This window comes from Pseudomonas sp. CBZ-4 (assembly GCF_000346755.1).
GTDB lineage: Bacteria > Pseudomonadota > Gammaproteobacteria > Pseudomonadales > Pseudomonadaceae > Aquipseudomonas.
On sequence record NZ_ANNV01000124.1, the window covers coordinates 1 to 16,993 of the forward strand.

Here is a 16,993-nt window from a genome sequence, read left to right on the forward strand (position 1 = left end):
CCATCGCAGGCAAGCCAGTTCCCACAAAAGCCAGCTCCCACATTTGATTTTCATCAAGCTTGAGCGCTGTACCTGGCCTTACAAAATGCTGATCGGATAGCTGACAATCACCCGATGCTCATCACTGTCCCGCTGCGTCGTCACTTCCGTACGCAACGACGCATGCCGCAACGCAATGCTCAGGTTCTTCAGCGGCCCTTGCTGCACCACATAACTCACCGTCAAGTTACGCTCCCACTCGCTTTTATCCCCCGTCGGCGTGCGGATGTTCGAGCCGCTTTCGTACATGCCCATAAAGCTCAAACCCGGTACGCCGACCGCGGCGAAGTCATAGCCGTATTTCACCTGCCAGGTGGTCTCGCCGGCGCGCTGGAATTTGCCGACCATCGACTCGGTCATGAAGTACGCCGTGGAACCATCGCCCTGGTTCAACCACACCGCGTCGCTGTCGCCGCTGACTTGTTGCAGGCCGGCGGCAATCGTGTGGCCGTTGACCAGGTAGGTGAATTGGGCGCTGCTCAGGCGGCTGTCGACTTTGCCCTTGGTCACGCCGTCGCCGTAGTAGCCGAGGGTGTAGTAGGCCGGGTCGTTGCTGTTGGCGCCGTCGGAGCGGTTGTCGAAGTGGCGCAGGTCGGTGCGCAGGGTGCCGGGACCGATCTGCCAGTCGTATTTGAGGCCCAGGAAGTGCTGTTTGTAGAAGTCCTGCAGGTTGCCGTAGTAGTACTGCAAGGTCAGGTCTTTGGTCGGTTTGTAGTCGACGCCACCGTAGTAGAACTTGTTGACGAAGGTGCCGCTCACTGCGTTGTTGGCGCCGGGGATCGACATGCCCATCTGGTCGCTCGACCCACGGCCTTTCACGTGTTCCAGCTGGCCGAGGGTGAAGGTGAAGTGGTCGAGGTCCTTGGACTGCACCTGGCCGCCGTTGAAGGTCTGTTGCAGCATGCGGTCGGTGGACATCACCACCGGCAGCATCGGCACCAGGGTGCCGTATTTCAGCTCGGTCTTGGCGAAGCGGGCCTTGGCGGTGAGGCCCAGGCTGCCGAATTCGTCCACCGCGCGGCCGTCATGGTCGGTGGGGAAGATATTGCCGTTGAACGCGGTGCTTTGCGGGTTGTAGTGGCGGCCTTTGCCCGAGTCCAGGCGGATGCCGAACATGCCGATGGCGTCTACGCCGAAGCCCACGGTGCCCTGGGTGAAGCCCGATTCGAAGTTGGCGATAAAACCCTGGCCCCATTCCTGGGTGTAGTTGGGGTCGGCCGCGCCGCTGCGGTTGTCGGCGTTACTGAAGAAGTTGCGGGCCAGCACGTTGAGCTTGCTGTCTTCCACCAGGCCGGCGGCGTAGCCCTGCTGGGCGATCATCAGGCCGCACAGGCCGGCGAGTACGGTTGGTGCGCGATTGAAAAGCTCCATCGGTGTCATCCCCATATGTGTTTGGTTTTTTGAGGGCAGTCAAAAGCGGCAGTGAAATTTTTCTTATTTTTCAGGAGCGACGGTGGCGGGCACGACATGCAGTCGCACCGGCGGCAAGCGGTACAGGATGAACAGGGCGAGCACGCCGATCCCGGCGCACAGCAACAGGCCCACGCCGACGGACTGGGCCAGCGCATCGCGGGCCAGGTCCAGCCAGGGCGAGGCGGCGAGGTGGGCATGCAACAGGGTTTGCGGGTCGGCGTAGAGGGCGATGCCTTCGGCGTGATCGGCGGCGAGGAACACCCGTTGCACATTGGCGCTGTAGAGCAGGTTGACCAGCACGCCCATGCCGGCAGTGCCCAACAAACCGCCGACCAGGCGCAGGGACTGGGTCAGCGCCGTGGCAATGCCGAGGAACTGGCGCTCGGCCAAGGTCTGGGTGAACACCGTGAGGTTGAGCAGGATGAACCCCAGGCCCAACCCCGCCAGCAGAATCAGGCCGAGCAGCCCATTGAACGACGCCCCGCGCCCGACCACCGCCAACCCGAGGCACGCCAGCAACAGCGCGACAAACCCTGCCAGCGGCAGCCAGTTCGGGTTGCGCAAACGGGTGACGATGCGGCTGTTGACGATGGCCCCCAGGGTGATGCTCAGCGCCAACGGCGTGATCAACAGGCCGGCGTCCTGGGGCGAGTAACCATAGGCGCCTTGCAGCAGCAGCGGCAGGTAGAACAGCAGCGAAAACATGATCGCCCCGGCCGCTACCGACAAGATAAACAACAGGCGCAGGCTCGGCAGGCCGAACAGTGCGGCAGGCAACAGCGCGTGGGCGCAACGCCGCTCCCAATGCCACAGCGCAACAACCGCCGCGATGCAACCCAGGCCCAGCGCCGCACTCAGTGCCAGGCTCGCATGCCCAAGCCACTCCACAAACAATTGCAGGCTGCCCAACGCCAGGGCGATCAACAGCGCGCCGGGCCAATCCAGGCGAATGCCCACTCGTTGCTGCGGGCGATACCAGGGCAAGAAACGCCAGGCAATCAACAGCGCCACGCAGCTCAACGGCAGGTTGATGTAAAACACCGCGCGCCAGCCAAAGGCGCCCGTGAGATAACCGCCGAGCCCCGGGCCGATGGCATTGACCACGCTGAACAGCGCGCTCAACAACATCTGCCAGCGCAGGCGTTGGCGCGTATCGGGAAACAGCTCGGGGATGCAGGCGAAGGCGGTGCCAATCAGCATGCCGCCGCCGACCCCTTGCAACGCGCGGCCGATCACCAGCACCAGCATGTCATTGGCCACCGCGCAGGCCAGGGAGGCCAGGGTGAAAATCAGCGTGGCGGCGAGCACAAACGGCTTGCGCCCGTAGTAATCCCCCAGCCGCCCGAAAATCGGGATGGTCACGATGGACGCCAACAGATAACCGGTGGCGACCCACGCATAGAGTTCAAAGCCGTCCAGTTCGGCGACGATGCTCGGCAACGCGTTGCCGATCACGGTCTGGTCCAGCGCCGAGAGCATCAGCACCAACGAGATGCCGATCATCGCCAGCAAGGCCTGCTTGAAACTCAGGGGAGGGTGGGCCGCCACGGTCATCGCAGGGGCCTCAGCGCAGCGCGGCGACGGCAGCGGCAATGCGCGCGCAGCCTTGGTCGAGCGTGCTGATGTCGGTGGCAATCGACATGCGGAAGAACGGCGCCAAACCATAGGCCGTGCCGGCGACTACCGCCACGCCCTGGCTTTCCAGCAGGTACATCACCACCTCGCTGTCGCTGTTGAGCACCTGGCCCTCGGCCGTGGTTTTACCCAGCAGGCCGCCGCAGTTCACATACAGATAGAACGCGCCGTCGGGCTTGCGGCAGCTGAGGCCGGGGATGGCGTTGAGCAGATCCAGGCAGCGGTCGCGACGTTGCTGGTAGACCTCGACGCTATGCTTGACGAAGCTTTGGTCGCCATTCAGCGCTTCCACGGCGGCCGCCTGGCTGACCGAGCAGGCGTTGCTGGTGGACTGGGATTGCAGCGTCGCCATGGCCCCGATCAGGTCGGCGGGGCCGGCGGCGTAACCGATGCGCCAGCCGGTCATGGCGTAGGTCTTGGACACGCCGTTGACCACCAGGCTGCGCTCGCTCAAGGCCGGTTCGATGGCGAGGATATGCGGGTTGTCCAGGCCTTCGTAACGGATGTGCTCGTAGATGTCATCGGTCATCAGCAGCACGTGGGGGAAATCCAGCAGCACATCGGCCAGGGCGCGCAATTCGGCGGCGCTGTAGCTGGCGCCGGTGGGATTGCTCGGCGAGTTGAGCAGCAGCCAGCGGGTGCGTGGGGTGATTGCGTTGCGCAGTTGCGCCGGGGTCAGCTTGAAGCCTTCGTGTTCCGGGCAGGCCAGGGTCACGGGTTCGCCTTCGCAGGCCAGCACCATGTCCGGGTAGGACACCCAGTACGGCGCCGGGATCAGCACTTCATCGCCCGCACCGAGGGTGGCGGCGAAGGCATTGAAGATCGCGCTCTTGGCGCCACTGGTCACCAGTACCTGGCTGGCGCTGTAGCTCAGGCCGTTTTCGCGGGCCAGCTTGGCGACGATGGCCTGGCGCAGTTCCGGGGTGCCGGCGTTTTGCGTATAACGGGTTTCACCGCGCTCAATCGCAGCGCTGGCGGCCTGGCGGATGTTGGTGGGCGTGTCGAAATCCGGCTCGCCCACCACCAGGTTGATGATGGACTGGCCCTGGCGACGCAACTCGTTGGCGCGGTCGGACGCGGCGCTGCTGGGCGATGGTTTGATGCGTTGCACACGGGCGGCGATGCGGGAGGCAGTCACGGGGCGTTCCTCGTTGATGGCGTTGACAGGGGCCACAGTACGAGGCGTCGGGGAAGGGGCCATAAGACGAGATCGTTCTGGGTTGATAGGCAGTGCTTATGGCTGGGGGTGCACTGAAAGGGTGCGTGCAGGCGGGCGTGCGCTGTGGGGGGGCTTTTCATGGGGAATAGGGGGCAGCCATAGCAAAGCCTTATGGCTAAGAGGCGTGATGGCGTGGCTTTTGCAAAACCGCTGGGTGTATCGCTGCCTGGTCGATCGCTATCGCAGGCAAGCCAGCTCCCACACTTGAATGTGTTCACACCTCCCTGTGTCCACACATTCCAACTGTGGGAGCTGGCTTGCCTGCGATAGCGGCGGAACAGGCAACATCAACCCCAAGCAAGAGCACCGCCACTTGAACCTGCGCCGATTGAAGTACTTCGTGAAACTGGTAGACATCGGCAGCATGACCCAAGCCGCCGACGTGCTGCATGTCGCCCAACCCGCCCTCAGCCAACAACTGGCCACCCTGGAAGCCGAGTTGCAGCAACAACTGCTGATCCGCACCAAACGCGGCGTCACGCCGACCGAAGCCGGCAAGGTTTTGTACGGCCATGCGCAGATCATCCTGCGCCAGTGCGAACAGGCCCAGAGCGATATCAACGCCACCGGCCACGCCTTGTCCGGGCAGGTCTCGGTAGGCCTCGCCCCCGGCACGGCGGCCTCGACATTGTCGCTGCCACTATTGCGCACCGTGCGCGAACGCCACCCCGGCATCCTGCTGTACCTCAACGAAAACTTCGGCACCACCCTGAGCGAGCTGATCATGAACGGCCGCATGGACATGGCCGTGCTCTACGGCGGGCGCGAGGTGCACGGCTTGAGTTTCGTCTCGCTGCTGCGCGAGCCGCTGTACCTGGTCAGCGCCGATCCAGAGGTCGCCGGTCGCGCAGACATCCCCCTCGCCGAACTGGCCGACATGGACATGCTGCTGCCCCGCCCCTACAACGTGATGCGCCGCATGGTGGACGAAGCCTTCCTGCGCATCGGCCTCGGTGCGCGGGTGGTGGCCGAGATTGAATCCTCTACCACCTTGACTGCCGCCGTGGCTGATCACTTCGGCTCGACCATCCTGCCGGAGTCGTCGGCGCGGGTGCTGGCGGCCAACCCAGCCGTGCACATGTGCCGCATCGTCGAACCTGAAGTGGAGGCGCCGTTGGCGTTGTGCCTGTCCGGGCATTTGCCGCTGTCGGTGCCGGCCCAGGCGGTCAAGGCGATCTTGCTGGAGCTGGTGGCGCAGATGCGTGGCAGTGCGGTTTGAGGGGTCATAAGGGCGGCTTATCACCCCAAAGCCAAAGCGTCTTGGCCGCTTTCCGAGGGGCTCGGTAGATTGGCCCCATCCACTCAAGACACGTTCGACAGGCAGGGGCCAACTATGGATTCAGCACGTATCAAGGGGTTGATGGATTTGCTGGCCGAATCCGATCTGCTGGAACTGAGCCTCACCGAAGGCGACAGCACGCTGCGGCTGTTCAAGCAGGCGGGGCAGGCGGCGATCAGCGTCGCGCCGGGCGTGGTTGCCGCGCCGGTTGCGGCAAAACCAAGCGCGGCGATTGAGATCAAGGCCAGCCTCTACGGCGTGCTGCACCTGACGCCCGCCGTCGGTGAGCCAGCGTTTGTAGCCGTGGGGCAAGCCATCGAAGCCGGCCAGACCGTGGCGGTGATCGAGGCGATGAAGATGTTCCACCCGGTCAAGGCCAAGGTGGCCGGCAAGCTGGCTGAGATCCTGGCCCAGGCCGGGGCTGAAGTTGCCGCCGGCCAGGCGCTGTTCCGCCTCGATTGACCCTTATTTGTGATGCAGGTGAATTCAATGTTCGACAAAGTGCTGATCGCCAACCGTGGCGAAATTGCCCTGCGCATTCAGCGTGCCTGCCGTGGCCTGGGCATCAAGACCGTGGCGGTGTACTCCGAAGCGGACCGTCACGCGCAGTACGTGCAAAACGCCGACGAAGCGCTGTGCATCGGCCCGGCCGCGCCGGGCCTGAGCTACCTCAACCAGACGGCGCTGCTGTTTGCGGCCAAGGTCACGGGGGCCCAGGCGATCCATCCCGGCTACGGCTTTCTTTCGGAAAACGCCGGCTTCGCTGAACGCATCGAGGCGGCGGGCCTGACCTTTATCGGCCCCAGCGCCGCGTGCATCCGCACCATGGGCGACAAGGTCGCCGCCAAGCGCGCCATGCGTGAAGCCGGCGTGCCCTGCGTACCGGGGCCGGACTCGACGATGCCCAGCGACGACGCGAGCATCCTCGCCATCGCCGCCGAGATTGGCTACCCGGTGATCGTCAAGGCCGCCGGTGGCGGGGGTGGGCGCGGCATGCGCGTGGTGCAGGAGCACGCCGAATTGCTCGCCGCCATTGCCCTCACCCGCGAAGAAGCACGGCTGGCCTTCGGCAACCCGGAACTGTATATCGAGAAATTCCTCGGCCACCCGCGCCATGTGGAAATCCAGGTGCTGTGCGACGCCCACGGCCACGCGATCTGGCTCGGCTGCCGCGACTGCTCGCTGCAACGCCGGCACCAGAAGGTGCTGGAAGAAGCCCCGGCCCCAGGGATCGATCCCGCGCTGATCGCCAAGGTCGGCGAACGCTGCGCCGAGGCGTGTCGCCAGATTGGCTATCGCGGCGTGGGTACCTTTGAATTCCTCTATGAAGACGGCGAGTTCTTCTTTATCGAGATGAACACCCGCCTGCAAGTCGAACACCCGGTCACCGAGATGACCACCGGCATCGACATCGTCCAGCAGCAACTGCGCATGGCCCGTGGCGAAGTGCTGAGCCTGCGCCAGGAGGATGTGCAGCTCAACGGCCATTCCCTGGAATGCCGCATCAACGCCGAAGACCCAAGCACCTTCATGCCCACCCCCGGCTTGATCCAGCGCTGGGAAGTGCCCGGTGGCTTTGGCGTGCGCGTGGATTCCCACGTCACCACCGGCTATCGCGTGCCGCCGTATTACGACTCGATGGTGGCCAAGGTCATCACCCACGGCGCCACCCGCGAAGAAGCCATGGCCCGTATGCGCCTGGCCCTCAGCGAGATGATCGTGGAGGGCATCAGCACCAATATCCCGTTGCACCGCGAGATTCTCGATGACCCGGCCTTTCAAGCGGGCGGTGTCGATATTCATCACCTGGAGCGCTGGTTGCAGCAAAGGAGCCCGACATGAGCACCGCACCGAACATCAGCCTGTTGGGCTCCAGCGCCCTGTTGTTTGAAGCACCGGGCGAGCTCGACCTGGCCCCGCAACAGCGCATCTGGAACCTGGCCCTGCAAGCCGGCGAGTGGCCGGAAATCCACGAAGCCGTGCCCGGCATGAACAACCTGATGCTGACGTTTCTCAAACCTCCGCGTGAGTTGAGCGGCTTATGCGAGCGCCTGCTGCAAGCCTGGGAGCACTGCGAGCCGCTGCCCCTGGAAGGGCGCATCGTCGAGTTGCCGGTGGTCTACGGCGGCGAATTCGGCCCGCATATGGCTGATGTAATCGCCCACACCGGGATGGACATCGAGACCATCGCCAACCTGCATTGTGAACCGCTGTACCCGGTGTATGCCCTGGGCAGCCACCCAGGCTACTGCTACCTCGGCGGCATGGACCAGCGCCTGGCCACGCCGCGCCGGCAAGTGCCGGTGCTGAATATCGGCGCCGGTTCGGTGTCCATCGGCGGCGTGCAGACCGGCGTTTCCGCGTCGGCCGGCCCCAGCGGCTGGAACACCATCGGCCGTACTGAAATGTCATTTTTCGACCCGACCCAAACCCCGCCAGCCATCTTGCGGCCGGGTGATTTCCTGCGCTTGCGCATCGAGAGGATCATTCGATGATCGAGATTCTATCGGCCACCGCCCTGGCCACTGTGCAGGACTTCGGCCGCTTCGGCAGCCTCGGTCAAGGCGTCGGCACGTCGGGCGCCATGGACCACCTGGCCCTGGCGTTGGGCAACCTGTTGCTGGGAAATCCCGAAGACGCTGCGGCGATTGAAATCCCGTTGTTCCCGTTCGAAGTGCGGCTGCTGCACGACTGCGCCTTTGCCGTGACCGGCGCCGCCTGTGATGCAACCTTGGACGGCCAGCCACTGCCGCCGAACTGGGTGTACCAGGGCCGCGAAGGCCAAGTCTTGAACCTGGGCTACCCGACCTCCGGCAGCCGCGCTTACCTGTGCCTCGCCGGTGGTGTGGACGTGCCGTCGGTGCTCGGCTCACGCAGCACCCAATTGCGCGGCGAGTTCGGTGGTCTGGACGGCCGCGCGTTGCAGCAGGGCGATCGGCTCGCCGCGTTGCGCCCCGGCATCAGCCCGCTGCCGTTGGACTTTGGCGTGTTGGCGCCGAGCCTGGCGCTGCCGTTGCAGGTTGACGGCGTGCCCGCCATGCGTGTGTTGCCGGCGGCTGAATACACGCGCTTTCAAGACACTTCACGGGCCGCGTTCTGGGCCGGTGAGTGGAAGATCACCACCCAGAGCAATCGCTACGGCTACCGCATGGAAGGCGAACCACTGCTGCCCATCGCCCCCATGGAAATCCGCTCCCACGGCATCGTGCCCGGCGTGATCCAGGTGCCCCACGGCGGCCAGCCGATCATCCAGATGCGCGACGCCCAGCCCAGCGGCGGCTACCCCAAGTTTGGCAGCGTGATCGAGGCCGACCTGTGGCGCCTCGGGCAGGCGCCGATTGGCAGCCAGGTGCGCTTTATCGAGTGCAGTTATGAGGCCGCGGTCGAGGCCCTGGAAACCAATCGCCGTTACCTGCGCGAAGTCAGCCGCCTGGTGGACCTGCACCGAGAGGGAGTTAAAGCATGACTATTGAGGAAATCCGCCAACTGGCGCTGTGGCTCAAGGAACACCGCCTCGCCGGCGCCGAACTGAGCCGCCCGGGGGCGCACCTGACGCTCAAGCGCGGTGCGCCTGCGGCCAGCGTTGCGGCGCCGGTTGCCGTGGCCACGGTTGCGGACAAGGTGCTGCGCACCACCGGCCTGGGTCGCTTGCTGTTGACCCATCCGCAACTCAGCGAACCCTTCGTGGCCGTGGGCGATCCGCTCAGCGCCGGGCAGTTGGTGGCGGTGCTGCAAGTCGGCGACCTGCTGCTGCCCCAGCGCAGCCGCGAGGCCGCACGGGTGATGGATGTGCGTGTGCCCTGCGGCACTACCGTCGGCTACGGCGAAGCATTCCTGGGCCTGGAGCGGCAAGCATGAAGATCGATTTGAACGCCGACCTCGGCGAAGGCTTCGGCCCGTGGCGCATGGGTGAGGATGAGGCACTGATGAGCCTGATTTCCTCGGCCAACGTCGCCTGCGGCTACCACGCCGGCGACCCGCTGATCATGGACACCACCGTGCGCCTGGCGAAAGCCGGTGGCATCGACCTCGGCGCCCACGTGGGCTTCCCGGACCTGATGGGCTTTGGTCGGCGCCAGATGAATATCGAGATCAAGGAACTCGCCACGTATGTGATCTACCAGCTCGGCGCCCTGGCGGGGATGGCCGCCGTGAATGGCCATCGCATGACCCATATGAGCTTCCACGGCGCCCTCGGCAATATGGCCGCTGCTGATGCCGCACTGGCCGAGCCGCTGGTGCGGGCGGTGGCGGCGTTTGATCCGACGTTGATCATCAGCTCGTCCAGCAGCCGCGCCATCGAAGGCGCCGCCGAGAAATGCGGCCTGCGCGTCGCCACCACCTTTCTGGCTGATCGTGCCTATGACGACGACTGCCTGTTGGTACCGCGCAAGGTTGAAGGCTCGGTGATCAAGGAACCGTCAGCGGTATTGCAGCGCGTGCGCCAATTGCTGGAGGAGGGCACCGTCACTGCCCTCAGCGGCAAGGTGCTGCGGGTGCCGGCTCATTCGATCCTGCTGCACGGCGACACCCCCGGCGCAGTCGAGTTGGCGCGCACCATTCGCGAGGAAATCGAGCAACTGGGCGGGCACATTACGCCGATTTCCCAGCTGCTGGCCGCGTCATAAGCAGGCCTTATCGCCACACAACCATTGCGTCTTGGTCCAGTGCCTGAAGGCTGGATAGAGTCGAACCATAACCCGCAGCACAAGGATCACCCCATGCCATTTTCCGACTACAAAACCGCGCTGGTCACCGGGGCTTCCTCGGGCATCGGCGCCGCCGTTGTCGAGCGCCTGTGCCAGGAAGGCGTGCAAGTGCATGCCCTGGCCCGCAGCGCCGACAAGTTGCAGGCACTGGCGGCCAAGACCGGCTGCATTCCTCACGCCATCGACGTGACAGACATCGCCGGGCTGACGAAGCTGTTTGCGGAAAACACCTTCGACATCCTGGTCAACAACGCCGGTGTCGACAAACCGGGCTCGCTGCTCAAGGCCGACGCCGACGGCATCGACCTGCTGATCGACGTCAACCTGCGCGCCGTGCTGCACCTGGCACGCCTGGCCTTGCCGGGCATGGTCGAGCGCGATTGCGGGCACATCATCAACATCAGTTCGATTGCGGCGGCCTACAACTTTGGCGGCAACTCCACCTATCACGCGACCAAGGCGGCGGTGAGCATGCTCTCGCGCCAGCTGCGTATCGATGCGTTCGGCAAGCGCGTGCGGGTCACCGAGATTTGCCCAGGCCGCGTGGCCACGGACATCTTTGCCCACGTGCACGGCGACTCCGAAGAGACCTACAAGCGCTTCGTCGAAGGCTTCGAACTGCCCCAGGCCGAAGATATCGCCAACGCCATCGCCTTTGCGATTGCCGCGCCGATAGCCGTCAACGTCGGGCATATGGAAATCACCCCGACCTTGCAGGTGCCGGGCGGGCTCTCCACCGCGCGTCCGCAGGATTACCAGGGCTGAACACCAGCCCCCCTAAAACAGAACGGATCGATCCGTCAGCGCTGCATCCCGCCACGGCCACGCCGGGTGATTTTGATTTCTGCCCTAGCCCAATGCCGATAGGGATTGACCATGAAGCAAGACTTCGATTTGGCCGCGATTCTGCAAGGCGAGTACGCCGAGCTGATCGTCAAGGGCATCGAAATGACCTTGCAGCTGGCGTTGTTCGCCTGGCTGCTGGCGATGATTCTGGCGCTGACGCTGGTCACGGTGCGCCTGACCGGCAACAAGCTGGCCGACCGCCTGGTGGCGGGGTACGTGTCCTACCACCGCAACGTGCCGACCCTGGTGCAACTGATGCTGTGGTACTTCGGCGTGCCGACCCTGCTCAGCGAAAACGCGCAGCTGTGGCTGGCCAGCCACAACACCGAATACCTGTTTTCGGTGATCGCCCTCGGCTTGTGCCAGGCCGCGTATTTCTGCGAAGACATGCGCAGCGGCCTGCGCGCGATTCCCGCCGGGCAGACCGAAGCGTCGCGGGCCCTGGGCCTGGGTTACGTGCGTTCGATGCGCTACGTGATCCTGCCCCAAGGCGTGCGCAACTGCCTGCCGTCGCTGATCAACCACACCGTGCTGCTGTTCAAGAACACCAGTTTGGCCATGGCGATCGGCGTGATGGAACTGACCTACGCCAGCCGCGAAGTGGAGAACTACACGTTCCGCACGTTCGAGTCGTACCTGGTGGCCACGGTGTTCTACCTGGTGTTTTCACTGCTGCTGATGGGCGCCGGGGCATTGCTTGCCCGGCACTTCAGCAAAGCCCTGGCGAGGTAGCTGGCGATGTTCGATATCGTTGAAATCCTGCAGAACAACTGGACGCTGTTTCTCATCGGCCAATACCCCCACGGTCCGTTGGGTGGTCTGGCGAGTACCTTGATCCTCGCTGCGCTGGCGCTGCTGCTGGCGTTCCCGTTCGGCCTGTTGCTGGCGCTGGCGCGGGTATCGCCGTGGAAGGGTTTGTATTGGGTGGCCACGGTGTGGGTCTACGTGTTGCGCGGTATTCCGCTGCTGATGGTGATCTTCTGGACCTACTTCCTGGTGCCGTTGCTGATCGGCCATAACATCACCGGCTTCATGACCATGCTCTGCACCCTGGTGATCTACCAGAGCGCCTACCTGTGCGAAATCATTCGCGGCGGTATCCAGGCGTTGCCGAGCGGGCAATACGAAGCGTCCCGCGCCTTGGGCCTGGGCTACGTGCGCACCACGCTGTGGGTGATCCTGCCCCAGGCGCTGTACAACGCGCTGCCGAGTTTGATCAGCCAGTTCATCTCGATCATCAAGGAAACCTCCCTGGGCTACGTGATCAACGTGCAGGAAGTGACCTTTGCCGCCAACCAGGTCAACAACCAGTTGCTGACCAAGCCGTTCCAGGTGTTTTTCATCCTGGCGATCATCTACTACCTGCTGTGTTTCGGCCTGACCCGCCTGGCGGGCTGGGTAGAACAACGCATTGCGCGCAAGCGCCTCGGTGACGGCGGGCAGACCGTGCCCGGCAAGCCGTTGCTGGCCACCGATAATTGAAGAGGGCTGCGCTCATGCATCCAATGATCATGTTTTCGAAAATCAATAAATGGTACGGCGAGTACCAGGCGCTGACGGATATCACCGCTGAAGTGAACCCCGGTGAAGTGGTGGTGCTGTGCGGGCCGTCGGGCTCGGGCAAGTCCACGCTGATCCGCACGGTCAATCGCCTGGAAGACATCCAGGACGGCCAGATCCTGTTCGATGGCCAGGACGTGCACGGCACCGACGCGCAGATCAATCGCCTGCGCAGCCGCGTGGGGTTTGTGTTCCAGAGCTTCAACCTGTTCCCGCACCTGTCGGTGCTGGAAAACATCATCCTGGCGCCAAACAAGCTGCGCAACCTCAAGGGCGCGGCGGCCAAGCAAAAGGCCATGGAACTGCTCGACCGCGTGGGCCTGGCGCACAAGGCCGGGGCCTACCCGGCGCAGTTGTCCGGCGGCCAGCAACAACGGGTGGCGATTGCCCGCGCCCTGGCGATGGAACCGCCGGTGATGCTGTTCGACGAGCCTACCAGCGCCCTCGACCCGGAAATGGTCGGTGAAGTGCTGAGCGTGATGAAGGGCTTGGCCAAGGACGGCATGACCATGATGTGCGTGACCCACGAGATGAATTTCGCCCGCGAAGTGGCCGACACCATCTGGTTTATGGACGCGGGGCAGATTCTGGAAAAGAGCAGCCCCGACGCCTTCTTCACCCAGCCTTCGCACCCGCGAGCGCAACGCTTCATCGCCGACCTGCGGGCCCACTGAGCTGCGGCGGCTTGATTCCTTCTGCCATTTTGCTTGTCCAACTTTCTGGAGATTTCCCATGGGTATGAAGCATCTGTTTACTGCGCTGGCATTGGGTCCATTGGCTGTGGCCTGCGCCCAGGCTGACCAATTGAGCGACATCCTCGCCAAGCAGTCCCTGAGCTGCGGCGTGTACGCCGACGTGCCGCCATTCTCCGCGCCGGACCCAAAGACCCGCGAGCTGGTGGGCATGGACGTGGACCTGTGCAAGGCCCTGGCCAAGACCATGGGCGTGGCCCTGGAACTCAAGCCGCTGTCGGTTGAAGCGCGCATTCCCGAAGTGAAGATGGGCCGCGTCGATGTGATCTTCGCCAACCTGGCGTACACCAAGACCCGCGCCGAACAGATCCAGTTCAGCGACCCGTACTACATCGCCAAGGAAACCCTGGTGGTGCGCGCGGCGAACGCCGATCAGCCGAAAAGCTTCTTCAAGGACAAGCGCATCAGCTCGACTAAGGGCTCCACCTCGGAGCAGTCGATCCGCATCGCCGGCGCCACCCCGGTGACCTTCCAGGACACCGGCTCGGCCTACATGGCCCTGCAACAGAACAAGGTAGTGGGCCTGGTGACCAACACCATGACCGCGCTGAAACTGGTCAACCAGGCCAAGGCCGGTGGCGTGGAACTGGCGATTGCCAAGGAACCGATGGCCCTGGAACCGATTGGCGCGGGCATGCGTCGTGATGAGCCGGCGTTTCTGGCGAAGGTCAATGAGTCGTTGATGGCGATGGAAAAGGCCGGCGAGATCGATGCGATCTGGGACCGCTGGATCGGCCCGAACACCGAATACAAGATGGTGCGTGAGGACAAGGTACAGAGCTTGAGTGCGCTGAAGTTCGACCCGCTGCCATAAGGAGCTGATGCACACAGTTCTTAATGTGGGAGCTGGCTTGCCTGCGATAGCGGTGTATCAGTCACTGATGTGCAAACTGACCCACCGCTATCGCAGGCATGCCAGCTCCCACATTGGATATTTGCTACCCGACAGATAGCGCCTGGCTTGCGAGCCAGTTCAGTGGCTTCACGGGTTAACCTGGTCTTTTCAGCGTCAATTGAGGACCGTTGGTTGATTTAATGCTGTCTTTGGATACTTGGCGTTTCTCGTACATGATTTCGGCACCCTCCTTGTGCTTTTCCACCAGATAAAGCATGTCGTCGCTTTCGCCGACGATGCAGCCAGTTATACGGTCCAGATTCTTTAGCTGGACCGTTTCGGGTTTGCAATCACGAATTTCTTCATACGCTCTTAGCTTGCCGCGCTCGATCGACTGAGAGAACGTTAACTTCCAAAGGACCCACGTGCCAATTGCAAAAAAGGTGAGCAGAAACGTACCGAGGATCAGCGGTTTGGCTCTTGTGTAGCTTTTGCCCATGTGCTGTAGAAAGCGGTAGCGGGCCGTTGTGGGGGCGAGTGTGGTGGTTGGAAAGACCCGGTCGGGATTTTCCGTGAAATACATCAAGCAGACGAACGAAGCAACGGCTGAACAAGCAATGAGCGATGCGGAGATCTTGACCAGCATGTCCATTCCGCCGAATACCACAAACTGATAGGTATCGAAGCCCAGTCGATTGATCGGCGCCCCAAGGGCGCCGTAATAGGTCTCAAGGTATGCGTAGCCGTTTGAGTAAAACAGTGCGAACAACAGCACCATGATTGACAAGCTTTCGAATTTTACAACTTTCCATAGCCATGCGGCGCTAGTCTTTGCGACGGGGGCATTGGCGTTTTCCTGATCGTCCATGGGTTGTCCTTCTATGGGAGCGGGGAGTCTAGCGAGCGCAATTGAGGATGCCCAGATCGTTCACCAAATTCCCCGAACGCTGGACCCCGGGGACCTTCCTGCTTCACCATTGCGCTCAACCCGATCCAAGGAACCTTCGCGTCCATGAGCGCACTGATCGAAACCCGCGCCCTCACGCGCATGGACGAGCGCCGCCAAGTGCCCTTGCTCCAGCCCACCGATTTCATCTTGAACGCCGGCGACCGCGTGTCCATCACCGGTTCCTCCGGCTCTGGCAAAAGTGTCTTTTTGCGCGCCCTGGCCCTGCTGGACGCGCCCACCTCCGGGCAAATCCTGTGGAACGGCCAACCGATCAGCAACGCCGAGATTCCCCATTACCGCTGCCATATCAGCTACCTGTCCCAGCGCCCGGCGCTGATCGAAGGCACAGTGGAAGACAACCTGCGTTTTCCGTTCAGCCTCAAGACCTCGCGTAAACGCCGCTTCGACCTTGCCGCCGTCACCACACTGCTGGGCCACGCAGGCAAGGCGCCGGACTTCCTGGCAAAAAGCGCAGCGGATCTGTCCGGCGGTGAATCCCAGGTGGTCTCGCTGATCCGTACCCTGCAACTGAACCCCGAAGTCTTGCTGCTGGACGAGCCTACCGCCGCCCTCGACCCCACGTCATCCCGCGAAGTGGAAGCGCTGATCGACGCCTGGTTCGCCGGCGATCAATCCCGTGCCTGCATCTGGGTGTCCCACGACCTCGACCAGGCCCGACGCATGAGCAACCTCCACCTGCACATGAGTGCCGGCGTGCTGAGTGGAGTTACCCAACCATGAACTACCAGAACCTCACGGCTCTCGACCTGGGCATCGCCGCCTCGCTGATCCTGGTCAACGGCGCGTTGTCATTGCTCCTGCGCCTGGGCCTGGGCCGCCAATTGCTGTGGGCGGCAGTGCGCACCGTGGTGCAACTGTTGGCCATCGGTTACCTGCTGGGTTGGGTGTTCGAGTTTGCCTACTGGTACGTGGTGCTGCCGTTGATGTGCGCCATGACCCTGATTGCCGGCATCTCCGCCGCCGGACGCGGGCGGCGCACGTACAAGGGGCAGCGGGTCGACAGCATCCTGTCGGTATGGGGCAGCTCGTGGCTGGTGACGGCGGTGGGGCTGTTTGCGGTGATCCGCATCCACCCGTGGTACGAGCCGCAATATGCGATTCCGATCCTGGGGATGATCCTCGGCAACACCCTGACCGGCGTGTCGCTGGGCATAGAACGCATGACCCAGGAGCTGACGTCGGGGCGCAACACCATCGAAATGATCCTCGCCCTTGGCGGCTCACGCTGGGAAGCGGCGCAGGACGCCATTCGCCAGGCGGTGCGCGCAGGGATGATCCCGACGCTGAACCAGATGACCGTGGTCGGCATCGTCAGCCTGCCCGGCATGATGACCGGGCAGGTACTGGCGGGGGAGAGCCCGGTGGATGCGGTGCGGTATCAGATCGTGATCATGTTCCTGATCGCGGCGTCGTCGGCATTGGGCACGGTGGGGGCGGTGTTGTTGACGTATCGACGGTTGTTTTCGGTGGGGCATCGGTTTTTGCGCGAGCGCCTCGAAGAGCGCTGACATCCCTGTGGGCGCGGGCTCGTGTGGGAGCGGGCTTGCTCGCGAAGGCTACCTTTCATGCGACCAAGTCTTATCGGGTGTACGCCGGATAAATGTGGGAGCTGGCTTGCCTGCGATAGCTATGTGTTAGGCGCTGGGGCTTTTTGGGCGGAGTACATATCCGTTATTTGGGTAACGGCTGATGTTGGTTCCGCCCTTACGGCGGGTCACTTTTGGAAAAGAGCCCCA

The 16,993-nt window shown here is 63.2% G+C and carries 18 protein-coding genes; 14 read left to right on the forward strand and 4 right to left on the reverse strand.

Going from position 1 to position 16,993, the window contains the following annotated elements:
- Positions 1-78: 78 nt before the first annotated feature.
- The 3 genes from B348_RS0116575 to B348_RS0116585 form a co-directional block, all read right to left on the reverse strand.
- Complete coding sequence (locus B348_RS0116575; protein WP_017737187.1) at positions 79-1,410, reverse strand: OprD family porin; 1,332 nt, start codon at positions 1,408-1,410, stop codon at positions 79-81.
- A 63-nt stretch (positions 1,411-1,473) separates the two neighbouring features.
- Complete coding sequence (locus tag B348_RS0116580) at positions 1,474-3,006, reverse strand: MFS transporter (protein ID WP_081609254.1); 1,533 nt, start codon at positions 3,004-3,006, stop codon at positions 1,474-1,476.
- A gap of 10 nt (positions 3,007-3,016) precedes the next feature.
- Positions 3,017-4,225, reverse strand: coding sequence for an aspartate transaminase (locus B348_RS0116585; RefSeq protein ID WP_017737189.1), 1,209 nt, complete (start codon positions 4,223-4,225; stop codon positions 3,017-3,019).
- Positions 4,226-4,619: 394 nt separating this feature from the next.
- Between B348_RS0116585 and nac the strand changes: the two genes are divergently transcribed.
- The 12 genes from nac to B348_RS0116645 all read left to right on the forward strand — a co-directional run bounded on the left by nac (position 4,620) and on the right by B348_RS0116645 (position 14,266).
- The gene (nac, locus tag B348_RS0116590; RefSeq protein ID WP_017737190.1) at positions 4,620-5,525 is read left to right on the forward strand and encodes a nitrogen assimilation transcriptional regulator NAC; all 906 of its coding nucleotides are present in this window, start codon (positions 4,620-4,622) and stop codon (positions 5,523-5,525) included.
- A 114-nt stretch (positions 5,526-5,639) separates the two neighbouring features.
- On the forward strand, positions 5,640-6,047 hold the full coding sequence (locus tag B348_RS0116595) for an acetyl-CoA carboxylase biotin carboxyl carrier protein subunit (RefSeq protein ID WP_017737191.1): 408 nt from the start codon (positions 5,640-5,642) through the stop codon (positions 6,045-6,047).
- A 27-nt stretch (positions 6,048-6,074) separates the two neighbouring features.
- Entirely contained in the window at positions 6,075-7,427 is a 1,353-nt protein-coding gene (gene accC, locus B348_RS0116600) for an acetyl-CoA carboxylase biotin carboxylase subunit (RefSeq protein WP_017737192.1), read from the forward strand.
- A complete protein-coding gene (pxpB, locus tag B348_RS0116605) occupies positions 7,424-8,080 on the forward strand; it encodes a 5-oxoprolinase subunit PxpB (RefSeq protein WP_017737193.1) in 657 nt (218 codons plus the stop codon). Before accC ends, pxpB begins: the two co-directional genes overlap by 4 nt.
- A complete protein-coding gene (locus B348_RS0116610) occupies positions 8,077-9,051 on the forward strand; it encodes a biotin-dependent carboxyltransferase family protein (protein ID WP_017737194.1) in 975 nt (324 codons plus the stop codon). Before pxpB ends, B348_RS0116610 begins: the two co-directional genes overlap by 4 nt.
- Entirely contained in the window at positions 9,048-9,443 is a 396-nt protein-coding gene (locus B348_RS0116615; RefSeq protein ID WP_017737195.1) for a biotin carboxyl carrier protein, read from the forward strand. The genes B348_RS0116610 and B348_RS0116615 overlap by 4 nt, the downstream gene beginning before the upstream one ends.
- Positions 9,440-10,213, forward strand: a complete 774-nt coding sequence (locus B348_RS0116620; protein WP_017737196.1) for a LamB/YcsF family protein — start codon at positions 9,440-9,442, stop codon at positions 10,211-10,213. The genes B348_RS0116615 and B348_RS0116620 overlap by 4 nt, the downstream gene beginning before the upstream one ends.
- Before the next feature lie 93 nt (positions 10,214-10,306).
- Positions 10,307-11,059 carry an SDR family oxidoreductase gene (locus tag B348_RS0116625; RefSeq protein ID WP_017737197.1) on the forward strand — a complete coding sequence of 251 codons (753 nt, stop codon included), beginning with the start codon at positions 10,307-10,309 and terminating at the stop codon, positions 11,057-11,059.
- A gap of 111 nt (positions 11,060-11,170) precedes the next feature.
- Positions 11,171-11,872 (forward strand): amino acid ABC transporter permease, encoded by a 702-nt coding sequence (locus tag B348_RS0116630; protein ID WP_017737198.1) that lies wholly within the window; start codon positions 11,171-11,173, stop codon positions 11,870-11,872.
- A gap of 6 nt (positions 11,873-11,878) precedes the next feature.
- The gene (locus B348_RS0116635; protein WP_017737199.1) at positions 11,879-12,622 is read left to right on the forward strand and encodes an amino acid ABC transporter permease; all 744 of its coding nucleotides are present in this window, start codon (positions 11,879-11,881) and stop codon (positions 12,620-12,622) included.
- Between the two features lie 23 nt (positions 12,623-12,645).
- Positions 12,646-13,374, forward strand: a complete 729-nt coding sequence (locus B348_RS0116640; protein ID WP_017737200.1) for an amino acid ABC transporter ATP-binding protein — start codon at positions 12,646-12,648, stop codon at positions 13,372-13,374.
- Positions 13,375-13,432: 58 nt separating this feature from the next.
- Positions 13,433-14,266, forward strand: a complete 834-nt coding sequence (locus B348_RS0116645) for an ABC transporter substrate-binding protein (RefSeq protein WP_017737201.1) — start codon at positions 13,433-13,435, stop codon at positions 14,264-14,266.
- 175 nt (positions 14,267-14,441) lie between these two features.
- Here B348_RS0116645 and B348_RS0116650 read toward each other — a convergent pair whose 3' ends face one another.
- Complete coding sequence (locus B348_RS0116650; RefSeq protein ID WP_017737202.1) at positions 14,442-15,155, reverse strand: hypothetical protein; 714 nt, start codon at positions 15,153-15,155, stop codon at positions 14,442-14,444.
- A gap of 144 nt (positions 15,156-15,299) precedes the next feature.
- Here B348_RS0116650 and B348_RS0116655 point away from each other — a divergent pair, with 144 nt between their 5' ends.
- Together B348_RS0116655 and fetB are read left to right on the forward strand one after the other, a co-directional pair.
- Positions 15,300-15,977 (forward strand): ATP-binding cassette domain-containing protein, encoded by a 678-nt coding sequence (locus B348_RS0116655; RefSeq protein ID WP_017737203.1) that lies wholly within the window; start codon positions 15,300-15,302, stop codon positions 15,975-15,977.
- On the forward strand, positions 15,974-16,765 hold the full coding sequence (gene fetB, locus B348_RS0116660) for an iron export ABC transporter permease subunit FetB (RefSeq protein ID WP_017737204.1): 792 nt from the start codon (positions 15,974-15,976) through the stop codon (positions 16,763-16,765). The genes B348_RS0116655 and fetB overlap by 4 nt, the downstream gene beginning before the upstream one ends.
- Positions 16,766-16,993 lie beyond the last annotated feature (228 nt).